Genomic DNA, 15,577 nt, shown 5'->3' on the forward strand with positions numbered 1-15,577 from the left:
ATCCTGGCCCGCGGCCGCCAGCGTGTCGGTAGTGCCAGCCCTACCACCGCAGGGGGTCTGGCACTCCTGACCACCGCGCGCGCGGGCGGGAGGCTGAGACCCATGACGACGACAGCGGAGACACGAGCAACCGGCAGCGACTTCGCGGAGCTGAGCCGCCGGATCAACGCGGCCGGCCTGCTCCGGCGACGACCGGCCTACTACGCCGCGCGCCTGACCGGCGTGGCCCTCGCCCTGATCGGCGGCTGGACGGCGTTCTTCCTGGTCGGCGCCTCGTGGTGGACGCTCGCGGTGGCCGTCTTCCTGGCGGTGGTGTTCGCTCAGACCGCCCTGGTGGCGCACGACCTCGCGCACCGGCAGGTGTTCCGCACCAACAAGCCGAGCGCCCGGGCCGGCCTGATCGCCGGCAACCTGGCGATCGGCATGTCCTACGGCTACTGGATGGACAAGCACACCAAGCACCACGCCAACCCGAACCACGACGACCTGGATCCGGACGTCGGGCCGGGAGTGCTGGTCTGGAACGCCGAGAACGCGCGGGGCCTCATCGCGAAGTACCAGGCGTACCTGTTCTTCCCGCTGCTCACCCTGCTCGGCCTGTCGCTGAAGAAGGACAGCGTCCGGGCGCTGCGCAACGGCACGGTGAAGCGGCCGGTCCTGGAGGGCACGCTGCTGGCCGTGCACATCGTCGCCTACCTCGCGGCCCTGGCGCTGGTGCTCAGCCCGCTGCAGGCGCTCGCGTTCCTGGTGGTGCACCAGGCGGTCTTCGGCGTCTACCTGGGCATGACGTTCGCCCCCAACCACAAGGGCATGCCACACCCGGACGGCACCGAGGACTACCTCCGCAAGCAGGTGCTGACCTCCCGCAACGTCCGTGGCGGGTGGCTCGTCGACACGGCGCTCGGCGGGCTCAACTACCAGATCGAGCACCACCTGTTCCCGGCCATGCCGACGCCCAACCTGCGCAAGGCCCAGCCGGTGGTGCAGCGGTACTGCGCGGAGATCGGTGTGCCGTACGAGATGACCAGCCTCACCGAGTCCTACGCGCAGGCGCTGCGCCACCTCCACGAGGTCGGGGCGGACCTGCGCGGGAACTAGCGGGGGATGTTCCGCAGGTTGGTCCGGGCCAGATGCAGCATCTGGCCCACCCCACCGCCCAGCACGGTCCGGCCGACAGCGAGCGCGAACCCGGCGGCCTCCTCCTTGGTGATGTGCGGCGGGAGCTCCAGCGCGTTCGGGTCGGTCACCACGTCGAGCACCGCGGGCCCGTCGTGATCCAGGAATTCCCGCATCGCCCGGCGTAGTTCGGCCGGCTTCTCGACCCGTACCCCCAGGATGCCCGCGCCGCGGGCAATGGCCGCGAAATCGACCGCGGCGTGGTCGGTCTCGAACGGCGGGTCGCCGGCTACCAGCATCTCCAGGCGGACCATGCCGAGGCTGGAGTTGTTGAAGACCACGACCTTGACCGGCAGGTTGTGCAGTTTCGCGGTGAGCAGCTCGCCGAGGAGCATGGCGAGCCCGCCGTCGCCGGACATCGAGACGACCTGCCGCTCCGGGAAGACCTTCTGCGCGCCGAGCGCCTGCGGCAGCGCGTTCGCCATGGTGCCGTGCACCCAGGAGCCGAGCAGCCGGCGATGCCCGTTCGGGGTGATGTAGCGGGCGATCCAGCTGCAGCACATGCCGGTGTCGGCCGTGAAGATCGCATCCGAGGCAGCCTCCTCGTCGAGCACCGAGGCGACGTACTCCGGGTGGATCGGCGTGAGGTGCTCGACGTCGTGCGTGTACGCGCCGACCACCCGCTCCAGTTCCTCGTTGTGCTTCGCCAGCATCCGGTCGAGGAAGTCCCGCTTCTTGCGGTTCAGTTTCGGCAGCAACGCCCGGATCGTCGCGCCGACGTCACCCGCGACGCCCTGGTCGAGCGGGGTGCGCCGGCCCAGCCGGGACGGGTCGATGTCGACCTGGACGGTGTTCTTGCCGGGCAGGAACTGACGGTACGGGAAGTCGGTGCCGAGCAGGATCAGCAGATCCGCCTCGTGGCTGGCCTGGTAACACGCGCCGTACCCGAGCAGGCCGGACATGCCGACGTCGAACGGGTTGTCGTACTGCAGCGACTCCTTGCCCCGCAGGGTGTGCCCGACCGGCGCGGCAAGCACGTCGGCGAGCTGCAGGACGTCGTCGCGGGCGCCCGCCGCGCCGATGCCACCGAAGATCGCCACCGTCTCGGCCTGGTTGATCCGCTCGGCCAGCTCCTCGATCACCTCGGGCGCCGGCGCGCCGATCACCGGGCCGGCCGCGCGGTGCGCCGTGCCGGTCTCGTTCACGGCGTGCTGGGAGAGCACATCGCCGGGCATCACCAGCACCGCAGCGCCGCGCTTGCCGACCGCCTCCTGGATCGCCACCCGGGCCATCCGGGGCATCTGCTCCGGCGAGGAAACCAGCTCGGTGAAGTGGCTGGCCTGCCCGAACAGCTGCTTCGGGTCGGTCTCCTGGAAGAAGCCGGTGCCGATCTCGGTGGAGACGATGTGCGAGGCGATCGCGAGAACCGGCGCGCCCGAGCGGTGCGCGTCGAAGACGCCCTGGATCAGGTGCGTGTTGCCCGGTCCGCAGCTGCCGGCGCAGACCGCGAGCCGGCCGGTGAGCTGCGCCTCCGCCGAGGCCGCGAACGCCGCCGCCTCCTCGTTGTGCACGTGCACCCACTCGATCGCCCCGCTGCGCCGGATGGCGTCGCTCAGCGAGTTCAGGCTGTCCCCCACGATCCCGTAGATCCGCTCGACCCCGGCCTGGACCAGAACCTCGACAAATTGGTCCGCAACCGTCTGCTTCGTCCCGAACATCCCCGCGCCTCCCGCCCCGTTTCCTCCAGCGGATCTGCGATACCCCGGCATCGGGCCGCCCGAACGGGACGTGCGTCTCACTCCGGGCGTGAACCTCCGGCCCTTTCTTCCGTACGGGGTACCGGCGCACCCTCGTTGATCAAGGGGGAAAGGAGGCCTCCTGTGGCCGGTGGGCGTAAAGTCTATGGACCGGCCCGAGGGCCGGACGACGTATACGGTTCATCCGATTTCCGGGTGGGCGCGGGCGCCTGAGTTGTTCAGCGGCGGCCGCAGACTCCGTCGGCGGCACGGCGGCGATCACCGCAGGGCGAAAGCAGCGTCACTGCAGGTGATGGCCCTTGTGGTACCGGCGTTTTATTTGGTGTTTGCATAGGATTAAGGTCTAGAGTGCCGCGCGTGAAGGTGACCTTGCAGGAGATCCGGGAGCGGACCTACAAGCCGGTTGACGCGTGGTGGACCGTGCTTCTGGTCGACCCGCTGGCGTCCCGGTTGGTGCGTCTGGTCGCGCCGTACCGGTGGATCACGCCTAACGTTCTTACCCTGTTCGCGACCGTGATCGGCGTGGGCGCGATGGTCTTCTTCGCCATCGGGGACCGCTGGGCGCTGGCCGCCGGCGCGCTCCTGTTCCACCTGAGCTTCGTCGTCGACTGCATGGACGGCAAGATCGCCCGGCTGAACGGGACCGGCACGATCTTCGGGCAGTGGCTCGACTTCGTGCTCGACCGGGTCCGGGTCTTCTTCTGCGCGGTCGCCCTCTTCGGCGGGCAGTACGTGCAGACGGACAACGTCGCGTACCTCTGGATGATGTCGGTCGCGGTCTTCCTCGACCTCTTCCGGTACCTCAACGGCCAGCAGATGGCGAAGGTCCGCCGGTTCATGCGGGAGCAGATCGAAGCTCTCCAGCCGCCGCGGGACCCGGCTGCCGCGACCGCCGCCGAGGAGGCGCCCGCCGCGCCGGCCGGCACGCCGTCGCTGCGCCGCCGGGTGGGCAACACCCTGCGCAGCAACCGGATCCGCACGCACCTGTTCAGCGGCATCGAGTACGAGATGTTCGTCTTCATCGTCGGCCCGCTGCTCGGCCTGGTCATCCCGGTCACCATCCTGGCCGGCGCGGGACTGCTCACCTTCGAGCTGTTCCTGATCCTGCGCCTGCTCCGCGCCTGCCAGCAGCACCCGGCCAAGCTGGCGGCGGCCGAGGCGGCGTTCGCGGCACGGCAGGCACAGGCCGAGGCGCCGCCGATCCCGGCCGAGATGCCCGCCCCCGGCGTCACCCCGACGGGCGTGCCCACCACCGTCTGAGTCACAGCGCCTTCCAGGAGCACCCCCGGTCATCGGCCGGGGGTGCTCCTGTTTTGCACCCGGCCGGCGATCCACCGCCCCGGCGCCGTGCCGAACGGAAACGTGCCGGACGCCGACCGCGCCGGCTGACGAAGGGGACCGCCATGAACCGGGAGAACGTGCCGCTCACCGTGAAGCTGCGCCTGATGAGCGCGAACTCCGGACGGCCCGTGCCGGGGTACCGGGTGAACCTGTGGCACTGCGACCGCGCGTCCGGCGGGGAGCAGACCAGCGACACCTCCGGCTGGGTGGCCTTCCCCAGCGCTTTCCCGGGCGAGTCCGCGGGGCACTGGCCGCACATGCACTTCGAGGTCTACCGGGACAGCCGGGCGGTGCACGCGGCCCAGCTGGTGCTGCCCGGCGACGGCCGGCATGCCGCCCCGATGAGTCTCGCGGCCGACACCTGCTTCGCCGGCGGCTGGCCGCTGGAGATCCCCTCGATGACCGGCGACCCGAACCGCGGCCTGGTCGCCACCCGAACCGTGGATCTCTGAACTCGGGCGGCTAGATTGGCGCGATGCCGCGACGCCGCCTGTTGTATCTGCTGGCCGTCGTCGCGCTGCTCGGGCAGATGGCGTTCGCGATGGTCACCACCGCGGTGCAGCAGTCCCCCACCATCGACGAGCCGGTCTACGTCGCCACCGCCGAGGTCTACCGCCAGCAGCACAGCCTGCGCTACAACCCGGAGCACCCGCCGCTCGGCAAGCTGGTCATGGCGGCCGGTCTGGCGTTCGCCGGCGCGAAGCTGGACCCGGCCTTCCAGGGCAACCAGACCCGGCTCGGCCGGCACCTGCTCTACGAGAACGGCAACAACCCCTTCCGGGTGATGCTGGCGGCCCGGCTGCCGATCATCCTACTGACGCTGCTGTTCGGGCTCGTGGTGCTGGCGTTCGCCCGGGACCTGGCCGGGCCGGTGGGCGGGCTGATCGCCCTCACCCTGTACGCGTTCTCCCCCGACCTGATCGCGCACGGCTCGCTGGCCACCCTGGACGTGCCGGCCGCCGGGCTGCTCCTGGTCGCGTTCTGGACGGCGTGGCGGGCCCGCCGGCGGCCACTGCGGTATCTCCCTCTCGCGGGGGCGGCACTGGGCGCGGCACTGGCCACCCGGATGAGCGTGCTTCCCGCCGTACCCCTGCTGGTGGTGCTCGCCGGGGTCTCCATGTGGAAAGCGCAGGCGGACCGCCCGGATCGGCGCCGTCGGATCCTGCTGGCCGGTGGCGCGGCGCTCGCGGTGGGCGTGCTCGCGGCCGCGGTGGTCTGGCTCTGCTATCTGGCCGTCGATCCGCGGCTGCGGTGGACCGCCCCGGCGAACCTCGCGCACCCCGGCGGGCTGAAAGGGCTGGCGGTGGATCTGCTGCCGTTCCCGCAGGCCTACCGGGACGGGATGCTGATCCAGTTCGGGTTCGAGAACAACCAGTTCAACGGGTTCCTGCTGGGTGAGGCGTATCGCGGGTCGCCGTGGTACTACATGCCCGTCGCGCTGCTGATCAAGACACCGCTCGGGATGCTGGCGCTCTGGGCGGCCGGGGCGATCACCATGCTGGCGCTGCCGCGGCTGCGGGCGGCGGCTCTCTATCTGCTGCCGGTCTCGGCCGTCCTGCTGCTGGTCACGATGACCGGCGCCCGCAACTTCGGCACCCGGTACGTGATCTTCCTGCCTCTCTTCCTCGGGGTGGCGGCCGGGACGGTGGCGCTGCTGCGATGGCGCTGGGCGAAGATCGGGGCCGGGGTGCTGGTGGCTACGGTCGCCGCCGGATCTATGCTGACATTCCCGACATACATCCCTTATTCGAATATCGCGTTCGGCGGGGCCTCGCACACGCACGAGAACCTGCATGACGCGAACGTCGACTGGGGACAGGACCTGCCCCGCCTCAGCGCGCGCCTGCGGACGGCGTACCCGGAGGAGAAGGTCTGGCTCGTCTACAAGGGCGCCGGCGTCCCGTCCTATTACGGGATCGTGGCCGGCGACCCCTTTGACGTGCCCGAGCAGCAGGTCCGCGGCCTGCTCGTCGTCTCCGACTCGCGGGCGGCCCTCGCCACCGGCCGCCTCAAGCGCCTGATCGAGTCGAGCACCCCGATCGATCAGGTCGGCCATTCGATCACCATCTATCGCCGCTGACCCTTCCGGTTACTCGCCGGTAATGCTTAAGTGATGCGATGACGCATTACGACATCGTCGTCGTCGGCAGCGGCTTCGGCGGCAGCGTCAGCGCCCTGCGCCTGGCGGAGAAGGGATACCGGGTCGGCGTGCTCGAGGCCGGCCGCCGATTCACCCCGGAGACACTGCCCAAGACCTCCTGGGACCTGCGCAACTTCCTCTGGGCCCCACGCCTCGGCATGCGCGGCATGCAGCGGATCACGCTGCTCAAGGACATCATGGTGCTCTCCGCGGCGGGCGTCGGCGGCGGCTCGCTGGTCTACGCGAACACGCTCTACCGGCCGCCGGCGCCGTTCTTCGCCGACCCGCACTGGTCCGGGATCACCGACTGGGCGGACGAGCTGGCGGTCTTCTACGACCAGGCGTCGCGCATGCTCGGCGTCACCGAGCAGCCCACCATGACCCCCTCCGACGTCGTGATCAAGCAGGTGGCCGACGACATGGGCGTCGGGCACACGTTCCGGCGCACCCCCGTCGGCGTCTACTTCGGCGAGCCCGGCAAGACCGTGCCCGACCCGTACTTCGGGGGCGCCGGCCCGGACCGCACCGGCTGCGTCGAGTGCGGCAACTGCATGATCGGCTGCAAGGTCGGCGCGAAGAACCGGCTCGACGTCAACTACCTCTACCTGGCCGAACGGTCCGGCGCCGTGGTGCACCCGGACACCGAGGTGACCTCGCTGCGCCCGGGCTGGCGCCTGGAGACCACCAAGGGAACGTTCACCGCCGATCAGGTGATCCTTTCGGCCGGGGCGCTCGGCACCCAGCGGCTGCTGCACGCCATGAAAGACACCGGGGTGCTGCCGCAGCTGTCGGATCGGCTGGGTGAGCTGACCCGTACCAACTCGGAGGCCCTGCTCGGCGCCGCCGTCAAGGACGTCCCCGCCGAGCCCTTCTCCCGGGGCATCGCGATCACGTCGTCGTTCCACCCCGACCCCGACACCCACATCGAACCCGTCCGCTACGGCCCCGGCAGCAACGCGATGGGCCTGCTCTCCACCCTGCTCGTGGACGGCGGCGGCCGGATCCCGCGGCCGCTGCGGTTCCTCGGCCAGGCGCTGCGGCACCCGGTCGTGCTGGCCCACTCCCTGTCGGTACGGCGGTGGAGCGAACGGACCATCATCGCGCTCGTCATGCAGTCGGTGGACAACTCGCTGACCGTACGGCGTACCCGTCGCGGACGGCTCACCACCTCGCTCGGGCACGGCAAGCCCAACCCGGTCTGGATCCCGGTCGGCCACGAGGCGGTCCGCCGTCTCGCCGACCGGATCGGCGGCTACCCGGGCGGCACCGTGGGAGACATCTTCAACATCCCGCTCACCGCGCACATCCTCGGCGGGGCCACGATCGGGGAGTCGGCGTCGTCCGGGGTCGTCGACGCGTACCACCGGGTCTGGGGTTGCCCCGGGCTGCACGTGGTGGACGGCTCGGCGGTGCCGGCGAACCTCGGGGTCAACCCCTCGCTGACCATCACGGCCATGGCGGAACGGGCGATGTCGCTCTGGCCCAACAAGGGCGACGAGGACCCGCGCCCGGCACCCGGAAGCGGTTACCGCCGGCTCGCCCCGGTCCCGCCCCACTTCCCCGCCGTACCGGCCCACGCGCCGACCGCCCTGCGACTGCACCCACGATGATCCACTCGCTGCCGCTCGAACCGGTCGGCACGCCGTGCTCCACCGTCACCGGCCGGCCACACGCCCGGCTGCTCTCCTACGGTGGGATCCGCAGCGACGCGCCGATCGGGCACCGGGTGCTGCCGATCAACATGCCGGCGCTGGTCATCGACATCACCGGCGCGGGCCGGGCGGTGACCGGCGCGGGCGGGTGGTGACCGGCGCGGGCGGGTGGTGACCGGCGCGGGCCGGGCGGTGACCGGCGCGGGCCGGGCGGTGACCGGCGCGGGCCGGGCGGTGACCGGCGCGGGCCGGGCGGTGACCGGCGCGGGCCGGGCGGTGACCGGCGTGCTCGGCGCAGCCGTCGTCTCACGCCAGATGCGGTGGGGGTACGGGGTGTCGGCTCCCGCGGCATCACCGTGAACACCGTCTCCCCGGGCGCCACTGACACCGCACTCAAGCGGATTGCGCGCACCGACCGCCGCCAGCGAAGCACTCCACTGCCGACTGCGCCCCGTTGCCAGCTGCGCCCCGTCGCCAGCCGCGTTCCGCGGGAGGCCGCCCCCACTGCTCGGCTGCGTTCCGTGCCCCCCGGGGGTTCGCGGCCCCCGGGGGGGCACGGACCCGGAGGGCGTGGCCAGGGGCGCGGCCCCGGAGAGTCGCGGATCTTGGAAAGGGCGGCGACGGCTGGCGCTCAGCGCGGACAAACCGGACGCCCGACAGCACTGTTAACCAGCCCGGCGAGACGAGCTGGCTCCCAGTGTCGCCAGCAGCATGCTCGGGCAGCGCTGTGGACCAGCCGGACCGGCTGGTCCACAGTGTCGGTCCGGCGGCTTTGATCACGCGAACCGGGCGCCGCCGACACGCGGCAACGCTTAACTAGGCGGCATGGGGCCCGCGTGTGGCTCACGGGTTCGCCCGCGCCCGAACTCCACACGCTGCGGAGAGCGGGCGCGCGTGGGCCTTTCCGGGTGCGGGGCATGCCCGGACTCCCCATGTTGTGGGGAGCGCGACCGGGCGGGACTGAGAGGAGAAGGGCGCAACCACTCACGCACGTGGCCCGGGGCCCCGGCGCGCGGTCTGGGCGCGCCAGCGGCCAGCGCGCCGGCCCCGGGCACCTCGGCGGGAGCAGCGGTCCGCACCACCGCCGAAGCTACGACATCTGGTTCTAAAGGACGAACGCGTCGGTCCAGAGCTGGCGGGAGCGTCCGGAGAGGGCCTCCATCAGGCCGACCGCCTGGCCGTCGGTGAGGCCGGCCACGAAGTCGATCACGGCGCGGCCGCGGGCTCGGGTGAGGCGTTCCGGGGTGCCGATGGGCAGTTCGGCCTCGGCGAGTTCGACCAGGTCGCGGAGGCGGCGGGGGAGGCGCTGCTCCTCGTCGGGGTCGGTGAGCCAGGCGAGCAGGGCTTCGACGAGGGAGGCGAGGAGGCGGGCCTGGCCGCGCTGGTGCAGGGCCAGATCGGGGCGTTCCAGGACGAAGCGGTTCTGCACGAACTTGAGGATCTGGACCTCGTGCCACTGCGCACGGGACAGCTGGACATGACCGCTTCGGATCGCGGGCTGGCCGATCAGTTCGATGGTGTCGACGAGGCGGCGGGTCCAGTTCGCGGAGAAGGCGGCGACCCGGGCCTCGGCCTCTATCGAACCGTCGAACGGGCGGGCCAGCAAACCGTCGACGAGTTCGGCGCGGACGAGTTCCACGGCACCGGCGAAAGCGTCGTCGTCGGCGATCCAGCCGTCCTTGCGGTGCAGCTGGCGGCGCAGCGACTCGATGGCGCCGCCTGCCCGGTTCAGATCAGTCTCGGCGCCCCAGCGCTGCCAGGCCATCAACTCGGTCGCGACCGCGCCCTGCTGCAGCACGCCGACCCGGTGGACGTCCTCGAGATCATGGATGGCGTACGCGATGTCGTCGGCCGTGTCCATGACCGACGCCTCGACGGTCTGCTGCCAGTCGGCGACCCGCCCGGCGAACGGCGCCCGGGCCGCCCGCATGTCCGTGATCTCGGTGGAGTACGCCCCGAACTTCAGCGACCCGCCGTCCGGATCGTCCGGGACCATCGAGGCGCCGCGCGGCGCCGGGTCCATGAAACGCGGGTGGGGGTCGGGGTGGTCCCGCCGCGTCCACGGGTATTTCAGGATCGCCGCCCGGACCGCGTTCGTCAGGTTCAGCCCGATCGTCGCCTGGCCGCGCACCTCGGTGCTGGTCACGATCCGGTACGACTGGGCGTTGCCCTCGAACCCGTCCCGCAGCCGCAGCCGATGCCGCGCCAGCTGGTCGAGCACCCGCTCGCCCAGATGCCCGAACGGCGGGTGACCCAGATCGTGGGCGAGCGCCGCCGCCTCCACGACGTCCGGGTCGCAGCCGCCCAGTTTGTCGCTCAGATCCGGGTCCGACGCGCGGACCCGCTCGGCGATGGCCCGGCCCACCTGCGCCACCTTGAGGCTGTGGGTGAGCCGGTTGTGCACGAGCAGGCCCGCCCCGCCCGGACTGATCACCTGGGTGACACCGGCCAGGCGAGCGAGGAACGGCGAACTGACGATCCTGTCCCGGTCCACCCGGAAAGGGCTCGACGCGAGGTCGCCGGGAGCGACGAGACTGTCGCCGAAAAGGCGCTGAGCACGGGGATCGTCCATCCGCGCAGGTTACCGGGGCCGGCTAGCGCGACTGCAGCGCGTCCAGCGCGACGGCCATCGCCACGATCAGGCGGCGGTCCAGGTTCGGGTCGTGGATCGACACCTCGAACCGGTCCCGCAGGCCCCACTTGCGCACCACCGAGAACGCCGGGCGGCCCGCGATCGTGAAGTCGAAGTGGTACGGCAGCCAGGACAGGTAGTCGATGAACCGGCGCAGGACGGCCACCAGCATGCTGCGCTCCTGGCCGGTCATCTCGCCGTACCCGGGCTGCTCCAGCACCCAGGTGGAGCGCAGCAGCGACGCCGCGAAGCTCTTCTTGAACAGGCCGATCGGCTGGCCGTACGCGTCCGTCACGTCGTAGGTCGCGCCCAGGTCGATCACCTGCCGCGCCTTGAAGCCGAGCAGGGGCTGCTGCTTGGTGTCGTCGGTGTAGAGGGTCACCTGCTCCTTGAACGCGAGCCGTTTCTGCTGGGCGAACGCCAGCACACCGGCCTCCCGGCCGTCCGGGGAGACGGCGTGCACCTCGTACTGGTTGACCATGAAACGGATCCGCTGCCGGATGATGAGCTGCTGCTGAGCCTGAAGGGTGTCGAGCGTCACGCGGCGAGTGTTTCATGCCGGACGTGGTGGCCGGGCACGGCAGGGGGCGGTCAAACTGGTGGGTATGGCGAAGCGACCGCGTACCCGTACCGTGTTGGCTCTGGCTGCTCTCGGCGCCGCGGCGGTGTGGGCCGCCCGTGACGTCCCCGCGCAGCTCGGGGCCCGGGCCCGCGGTGAGCGCCGCGCCCGGATCGAGGAGTCCCCGCAGTTCTCCGGCGGCAAGTTCCGCAACACCGTGCCGGCCACCATGATCACGGCCACCTCGATGCCGAAGGTCGCCGCCGCGACGCTCACCGGCCGCGAGGCGCGCCACCCGCACCAGCCGATCCCGCTCGTCACGCCGGTGCCCGGGCAGGACGCGTCCGGGCTGCACGTGACGTGGTTCGGGCACTCCTCGGCGCTCGTCGAGATCGAGGGACGGCGCATCCTGCTCGACCCGGTGTGGAGCGACCGCTGCTCCCCGTCCCGCCTCACCGGCCCGCGCCGCCTGCACGAACCGCCGCTGCCGCTGCGCGAGCTGCCCCCGCTGGACGCCGTGGTGATCTCTCACGACCACTACGACCACCTCGACATGACCACGATCCAGAACCTGGTCGACCTGCAGGCCGCGCCGTTCCTGGTGCCGCTCGGCGTCGGCGCCCACCTGGAGCGATGGGGCGTGCCGCCGACCCGCATCATCGAGCTCGACTGGAACGAGAAAGCCAAGGTCAACGGCGTCGAGCTGGTGGCGACCCCGGCCCGGCACTTCTCCGGCCGCGGCTTCAGCCGGGACGAGACGCTCTGGGCCAGCTGGGTGATCAACGGCCCGACGCGCAAAGTGTTCTACTCCGGCGACACCGGCTACTTCCCCGGATTCGCCGAGATCGGCGCCGAGCACGGCCCGTTCGACGCCACACTGGTCCAGGTCGGCGCCTACGGTGACGCCTGGCCCGACATCCACATGCTCCCCGAGGACGGCGTCGCCATGCACGTCGACGTCCGTGGCGGCCTGATGATCCCGGTCCACTGGGCCACGTTCAACCTGGCCCTGCACGACTGGCCGGAGCCCGCCGACCGCACCTGGCGCGAGGCGAAGGCACGCGGCGTCACCCTGGCCATCCCCCGCCCCGGCGAGCGCGTCGACGTCGACAACCCGCCGCCCGTCGACGGCTGGTGGCAGCAGATCGCCTGAAGAACTTCGATGTCGTAGCTTCGGCGGTGGTGCAGACCGCTGCTCCCGCCGAGGTGCCCGGGGCCGGCGCGCTGGGCGCTGGCGCGCCCAGACCGCGCGCCGGGGCCCCGGGCCACGTGCGTGAGTGGTTGCGCCCTTCTCCTCTCAGTCCCGCCCGCCCGCGGTCCCTCACAACGTGCGGAGTCCGGTCAGTCCCGCCCGCTCGCGCTCCCCACAACGTGCGGAGTCCGGGCATGCCCCGCACCCGAAAGCCGCACGCACGCCGGCCGCTCCTGCCAGCGCGTGAAGTCCGGGCGCGCAGCGAACCCGGAAGGCACAGGCGGGCCCGTGCCGCGCAGTTAAGCGTTGCCGCGTGTCGGCGGCGCCCGGTTCGCGTGATCAAAGCCGCCGAACCGACACTGTGGACCGGCCGGTCCGGCCGGTCCGGCTGGTCCGGCCGGTCCCAGTGGTCCCGCTGGTCCGGCTGGTGGTCAGCGCTGCCCGGGCATGCTGCTGACAACACTGGTAACCAGCTCGTCTCGCCCGGCTGGTTGACAGTGCTGTCGGCCGCCCGGTTTGTCCGCACTGAGCGCCAGCCGGCATCGGCGTTTCCAAGATCTGCGAACCAGGGGACCGCAAGGCCGGGGACCGAGCGCTGAGTGTGCCAACTTTCATCGATCACTAGCGCCTATTGGTTGGCGATGGAAACCTGTTGGCATGACTACTGATTCGGTACCTGCCGACGGCGACCCGCGCCGGCTGCTGGCCGAGGTGCGCGCGCTGGCCCACCGGGTGCGCGTCGACCAGCGGATGACCTGGGCCGCGCTGCTCGTGCTGGGCGTGACGACGCTGCTCGCCATCCCGTTCGACTGGTTCGGCATGCAGGTGGACTGCCACGCCGACGGCGGCTGCACGTTCTCGCGCCAGGGCATGCTCTATTACTGGCCGCTCGCGATGGTGGTGGCCTACGGGATCATCGCCGTCGCCTACCTGCGGGCGGCCCGGGCGCGGGGGCTGGGCACCCGGGTGCTGCCCTATGCGATCACCGGCGCGGTGACGACCCTCGTCTTCCCCGCCGCGTGGCTGGCCGTGCATCTGTACTTCCGGAGTCACCCCTACCCGGACGGCCCACTTCCGTACTGGTATTTCGTGCTGGACCGGCTTGTCATGCCGTGGGGCATGATCGGGGTGGCGCTGCTGGTGCTGGCCTGGCTGGAACGCAATCCGGCGCTGCTGCTGTTCACCGCCGGCTACCTGGCTCTGGTGCTGCTGGTGCTGCCGATGAACGACGGCTTCGCCTCGCCGCACTTCGGCATCCGTGCGGGGATGGCGATTCCCCAGCTGACCGCCGGCGTCGTGCTGCTGCTGGGCGCGCTCGGTTTCGCCCGTGCCGGCCGGCGGCGGTGAGCGCCGTGACCGACACCCCGGACCCGGACGCCGACCACCCCGTCCTCGGGCTGGACGACGTCGTGCACCAGCGGGTCCGGCTCGGCATCCTCACCATCGCGCACGAGGCACGACGGGTCGAGTTCGGCTATCTGCGCACCCAGCTCGACCTGACCGCCGGAAACCTCTCCAAGCATCTGAGCGTGCTGGAAGGGGCGGGGCTGATCGAGGTCGAGAAGGGCTACGAGGGGCGCCGGGCCCGCACGTGGGTCACGCTGACCCCGGCCGGCACGACCGCGCTGGCCGAGGAGATCAACCGCCTGAAGCTGCTGATCGCGCGCGTCGAGACGACCGGCTGACGTTTCAGCGGGCCAGGTTGAAACCGGCGGCCAGCAGACCGACCAGGACTATCGCTATGCCGGCGGTTAATCGGATGGTGTGCCCCCACGCGACCCGGCGGTTGGCGCGGACGGCGTGCTTGGCGGCGGTGACCTCGTGCCACGCCGCGTGGGTGCGCCCCAGCCGGTAGGCGACCGCCAGCACGCCGCCGACGGTCAGTGCGGCGCCCACGTACGGCGCGGCGGGTGGCAGCGGGCGGCCCTCGCTCAGCAGGAGTGCGGCGATGCTCGGGTATGACATGTGGACCCCCTCAGACGAAGCGATGAACAGCCAGTCTGGGCGCGGTCCGCGGGAACAATCCAGAGGATTCAGGGGCGAATACCGACAGGAACGAAACGCCCGTGCACGGACGGATACGAACCGATCTGTCGCCTATCGGTCACTTGATTCGTCAGTGCTTTCGGAGTGTCACGCCGAAGAAGCGCAACCACTCACGCAGGTCGCCCGGTGTGGCTCGCGATCTGGACGCGTCAGCGGCCAGCGAGCCACACCGGGCCCTCGGCGTGAGCGACGGTCTGAACCCCCGCTCAGCTACGACATCACGATTTTGATTCTGACTTTGAGTCGGATGGCACGCAGACTTTGACCGCTGCCGGCACGACCGATGCCGTGAATTTGCGGGTTTTCGCGCGGGCGCCGCCGTCGAGTTCGTATTCCAGCTTGGAATCCAGCTTCACATCGATACGCTGCGCCCGGGTCATCCGGACAAAGGGGGAATTGTCGGAGCGACCGACCGCCATGGTGCCCAGCGCCCGCGCCCACTGCAGCGCGCCCTGCGCGGTGGCCACGCCCACGTCCAGCCAACCGTCGTCGGGCACCGCGTCGTCGAAGGCGCGGATGCCGCCGGTGATCGTGCCGACGTTGCCGATCAGGACGCAGCTGGCCTCGTCGTCGAACCAGTCCGCGCCGTCCACCTTGATCTTCGCGTGCGTGGCCTCGCCGTTGACGTGACGGATGCCGGTCCAGACGTAGGCGAGCTTGCCGAGGCGGTCCTTGAGCGCGCCGTCCGCGTCCTTGATCATGGCGCCGTCGAAGCCGACGCCGGCCATCACCGCGAAGTGCTCGCCATCGAGTCTGCCCAGGTCGAGGCTGCGTCGCTCGCCGTGGAAAGCGATGTCGACGGCCTTCTCCAGATCGGTCGGAATACCGAGGTTGCCGGCCAGCAGGTTTCCGGTGCCGGCCGGCATGATCGCCACGGGGATCTTGCTGCCGCCCTTCTCGGCGGCGAGCACGTCGAGGGAGCGCTGCACCATGCCGTCACCGCCCCAGACGATCAGCAGGTCGACACCGGCGTCGATCGCCTCGCGGACCTTCTTCGGGGCTTTGCGGCTCTTCGGAACTTCGAACCAGAGCAGCTCCTCGACGTCCTTGCCGGTGATTCGCCGGCGCAGTTCATCGAGTCCGCCACCGAGGTTCTTCCGCTGGTGGGCAACGACGGCGATTCTGCGGGGGGTACGCATGTC

The 15,577-nt window shown here is 71.0% G+C and carries 15 protein-coding genes; 10 read left to right on the forward strand and 5 right to left on the reverse strand.

Annotation, left to right across the window (positions count from 1 at the left end):
- Window positions 1-102: 102 nt before the first annotated feature.
- A complete protein-coding gene (locus tag AMIS_RS33355; RefSeq protein WP_014446873.1) occupies window positions 103-1,098 on the forward strand; it encodes a fatty acid desaturase family protein in 996 nt (331 codons plus the stop codon).
- Here AMIS_RS33355 and AMIS_RS33360 read toward each other — a convergent pair.
- Window positions 1,095-2,834 carry a pyruvate dehydrogenase gene (locus AMIS_RS33360; protein WP_014446874.1) on the reverse strand — a complete coding sequence of 580 codons (1,740 nt, stop codon included), beginning with the start codon at window positions 2,832-2,834 and terminating at the stop codon, window positions 1,095-1,097. The two genes, AMIS_RS33355 and AMIS_RS33360, sit on opposite strands and share 4 nt — an antisense overlap.
- Before the next feature lie 396 nt (window positions 2,835-3,230).
- On the opposite strand from AMIS_RS33360, the gene AMIS_RS33365 reads away from it, so the two are divergent.
- The 6 genes from AMIS_RS33365 to AMIS_RS43120 all read left to right on the forward strand — a co-directional run bounded on the left by AMIS_RS33365 (window position 3,231) and on the right by AMIS_RS43120 (window position 8,366).
- Window positions 3,231-4,133 (forward strand): CDP-alcohol phosphatidyltransferase family protein, encoded by a 903-nt coding sequence (locus tag AMIS_RS33365; RefSeq protein ID WP_014446875.1) that lies wholly within the window; start codon window positions 3,231-3,233, stop codon window positions 4,131-4,133.
- Window positions 4,134-4,276: 143 nt separating this feature from the next.
- Window positions 4,277-4,666, forward strand: coding sequence for a peptidase associated/transthyretin-like domain-containing protein (locus AMIS_RS33370; protein ID WP_014446876.1), 390 nt, complete (start codon window positions 4,277-4,279; stop codon window positions 4,664-4,666).
- A gap of 23 nt (window positions 4,667-4,689) precedes the next feature.
- Window positions 4,690-6,294 carry an ArnT family glycosyltransferase gene (locus AMIS_RS33375; protein WP_014446877.1) on the forward strand — a complete coding sequence of 535 codons (1,605 nt, stop codon included), beginning with the start codon at window positions 4,690-4,692 and terminating at the stop codon, window positions 6,292-6,294.
- A gap of 38 nt (window positions 6,295-6,332) precedes the next feature.
- Window positions 6,333-7,964: a GMC oxidoreductase gene (locus AMIS_RS33380; protein WP_014446878.1), complete on the forward strand. Its 1,632-nt coding sequence runs from the start codon at window positions 6,333-6,335 to the stop codon at window positions 7,962-7,964.
- Window positions 7,961-8,161, forward strand: coding sequence for a hypothetical protein (locus AMIS_RS43115; protein WP_014446879.1), 201 nt, complete (start codon window positions 7,961-7,963; stop codon window positions 8,159-8,161). Before AMIS_RS33380 ends, AMIS_RS43115 begins: the two co-directional genes overlap by 4 nt.
- A gap of 13 nt (window positions 8,162-8,174) precedes the next feature.
- On the forward strand, window positions 8,175-8,366 hold the full coding sequence (locus AMIS_RS43120) for a hypothetical protein (RefSeq protein ID WP_041830224.1): 192 nt from the start codon (window positions 8,175-8,177) through the stop codon (window positions 8,364-8,366).
- Between the two features lie 745 nt (window positions 8,367-9,111).
- Here AMIS_RS43120 and AMIS_RS33395 read toward each other — a convergent pair.
- Together AMIS_RS33395 and AMIS_RS33400 are read right to left on the reverse strand one after the other, a co-directional pair.
- Entirely contained in the window at window positions 9,112-10,578 is a 1,467-nt protein-coding gene (locus tag AMIS_RS33395) for a deoxyguanosinetriphosphate triphosphohydrolase family protein (protein ID WP_014446880.1), read from the reverse strand.
- Window positions 10,579-10,600: 22 nt separating this feature from the next.
- Window positions 10,601-11,119 (reverse strand): LURP-one-related/scramblase family protein, encoded by a 519-nt coding sequence (locus AMIS_RS33400; protein ID WP_386933385.1) that lies wholly within the window; start codon window positions 11,117-11,119, stop codon window positions 10,601-10,603.
- 124 nt (window positions 11,120-11,243) lie between these two features.
- Between AMIS_RS33400 and AMIS_RS33405 the strand changes: the two genes are divergently transcribed.
- The 3 genes from AMIS_RS33405 (at window position 11,244) to AMIS_RS33415 (ending at window position 14,074) form a co-directional block, all read left to right on the forward strand.
- Window positions 11,244-12,350: an MBL fold metallo-hydrolase gene (locus AMIS_RS33405; RefSeq protein ID WP_014446882.1), complete on the forward strand. Its 1,107-nt coding sequence runs from the start codon at window positions 11,244-11,246 to the stop codon at window positions 12,348-12,350.
- A 696-nt stretch (window positions 12,351-13,046) separates the two neighbouring features.
- Window positions 13,047-13,736, forward strand: coding sequence for a hypothetical protein (locus tag AMIS_RS33410; protein ID WP_014446884.1), 690 nt, complete (start codon window positions 13,047-13,049; stop codon window positions 13,734-13,736).
- The gene (locus AMIS_RS33415) at window positions 13,733-14,074 is read left to right on the forward strand and encodes a transcriptional regulator (RefSeq protein ID WP_041830225.1); all 342 of its coding nucleotides are present in this window, start codon (window positions 13,733-13,735) and stop codon (window positions 14,072-14,074) included. Before AMIS_RS33410 ends, AMIS_RS33415 begins: the two co-directional genes overlap by 4 nt.
- Before the next feature lie 4 nt (window positions 14,075-14,078).
- On the opposite strand, the gene AMIS_RS33420 is transcribed toward AMIS_RS33415, so the two are convergent.
- Both AMIS_RS33420 and AMIS_RS33425 read right to left on the reverse strand, forming a co-directional pair.
- Window positions 14,079-14,354: a hypothetical protein gene (locus tag AMIS_RS33420; protein ID WP_014446886.1), complete on the reverse strand. Its 276-nt coding sequence runs from the start codon at window positions 14,352-14,354 to the stop codon at window positions 14,079-14,081.
- Window positions 14,355-14,653: 299 nt separating this feature from the next.
- Entirely contained in the window at window positions 14,654-15,574 is a 921-nt protein-coding gene (locus AMIS_RS33425; RefSeq protein WP_014446887.1) for a diacylglycerol/lipid kinase family protein, read from the reverse strand.
- Window positions 15,575-15,577 lie beyond the last annotated feature (3 nt).

Origin of the sequence: Actinoplanes missouriensis 431, from assembly GCF_000284295.1 — a bacterium.
Classification (GTDB): Bacteria; Actinomycetota; Actinomycetes; order Mycobacteriales; family Micromonosporaceae; genus Actinoplanes; species Actinoplanes missouriensis.

Bases quoted from the DNA above. Each gene is read 5' to 3' on its own strand.
- AMIS_RS33355 (WP_014446873.1), top strand. From the start codon at position 103: ATGACGACGACAGCGGAGACACGAGCAACCGGCAGCGACTTCGCGGAG.
- AMIS_RS33360 (WP_014446874.1), bottom strand. From the start codon at position 2,834: ATGTTCGGGACGAAGCAGACGGTTGCGGACCAATTTGTCGAGGTTCTG.
- AMIS_RS33370 (WP_014446876.1), top strand. From the start codon at position 4,277: ATGAACCGGGAGAACGTGCCGCTCACCGTGAAGCTGCGCCTGATGAGC.
- AMIS_RS33375 (WP_014446877.1), top strand. From the start codon at position 4,690: ATGCCGCGACGCCGCCTGTTGTATCTGCTGGCCGTCGTCGCGCTGCTC.
- AMIS_RS33380 (WP_014446878.1), top strand. From the start codon at position 6,333: ATGACGCATTACGACATCGTCGTCGTCGGCAGCGGCTTCGGCGGCAGC.
- AMIS_RS43115 (WP_014446879.1), top strand. From the start codon at position 7,961: ATGATCCACTCGCTGCCGCTCGAACCGGTCGGCACGCCGTGCTCCACC.
- AMIS_RS33395 (WP_014446880.1), bottom strand. From the start codon at position 10,578: ATGGACGATCCCCGTGCTCAGCGCCTTTTCGGCGACAGTCTCGTCGCT.
- AMIS_RS33400 (WP_386933385.1), bottom strand. From the start codon at position 11,119: ATGGTCAACCAGTACGAGGTGCACGCCGTCTCCCCGGACGGCCGGGAG.
- AMIS_RS33405 (WP_014446882.1), top strand. From the start codon at position 11,244: ATGGCGAAGCGACCGCGTACCCGTACCGTGTTGGCTCTGGCTGCTCTC.
- AMIS_RS33410 (WP_014446884.1), top strand. From the start codon at position 13,047: ATGACTACTGATTCGGTACCTGCCGACGGCGACCCGCGCCGGCTGCTG.
- AMIS_RS33420 (WP_014446886.1), bottom strand. From the start codon at position 14,354: ATGTCATACCCGAGCATCGCCGCACTCCTGCTGAGCGAGGGCCGCCCG.
- AMIS_RS33425 (WP_014446887.1), bottom strand. From the start codon at position 15,574: ATGCGTACCCCCCGCAGAATCGCCGTCGTTGCCCACCAGCGGAAGAAC.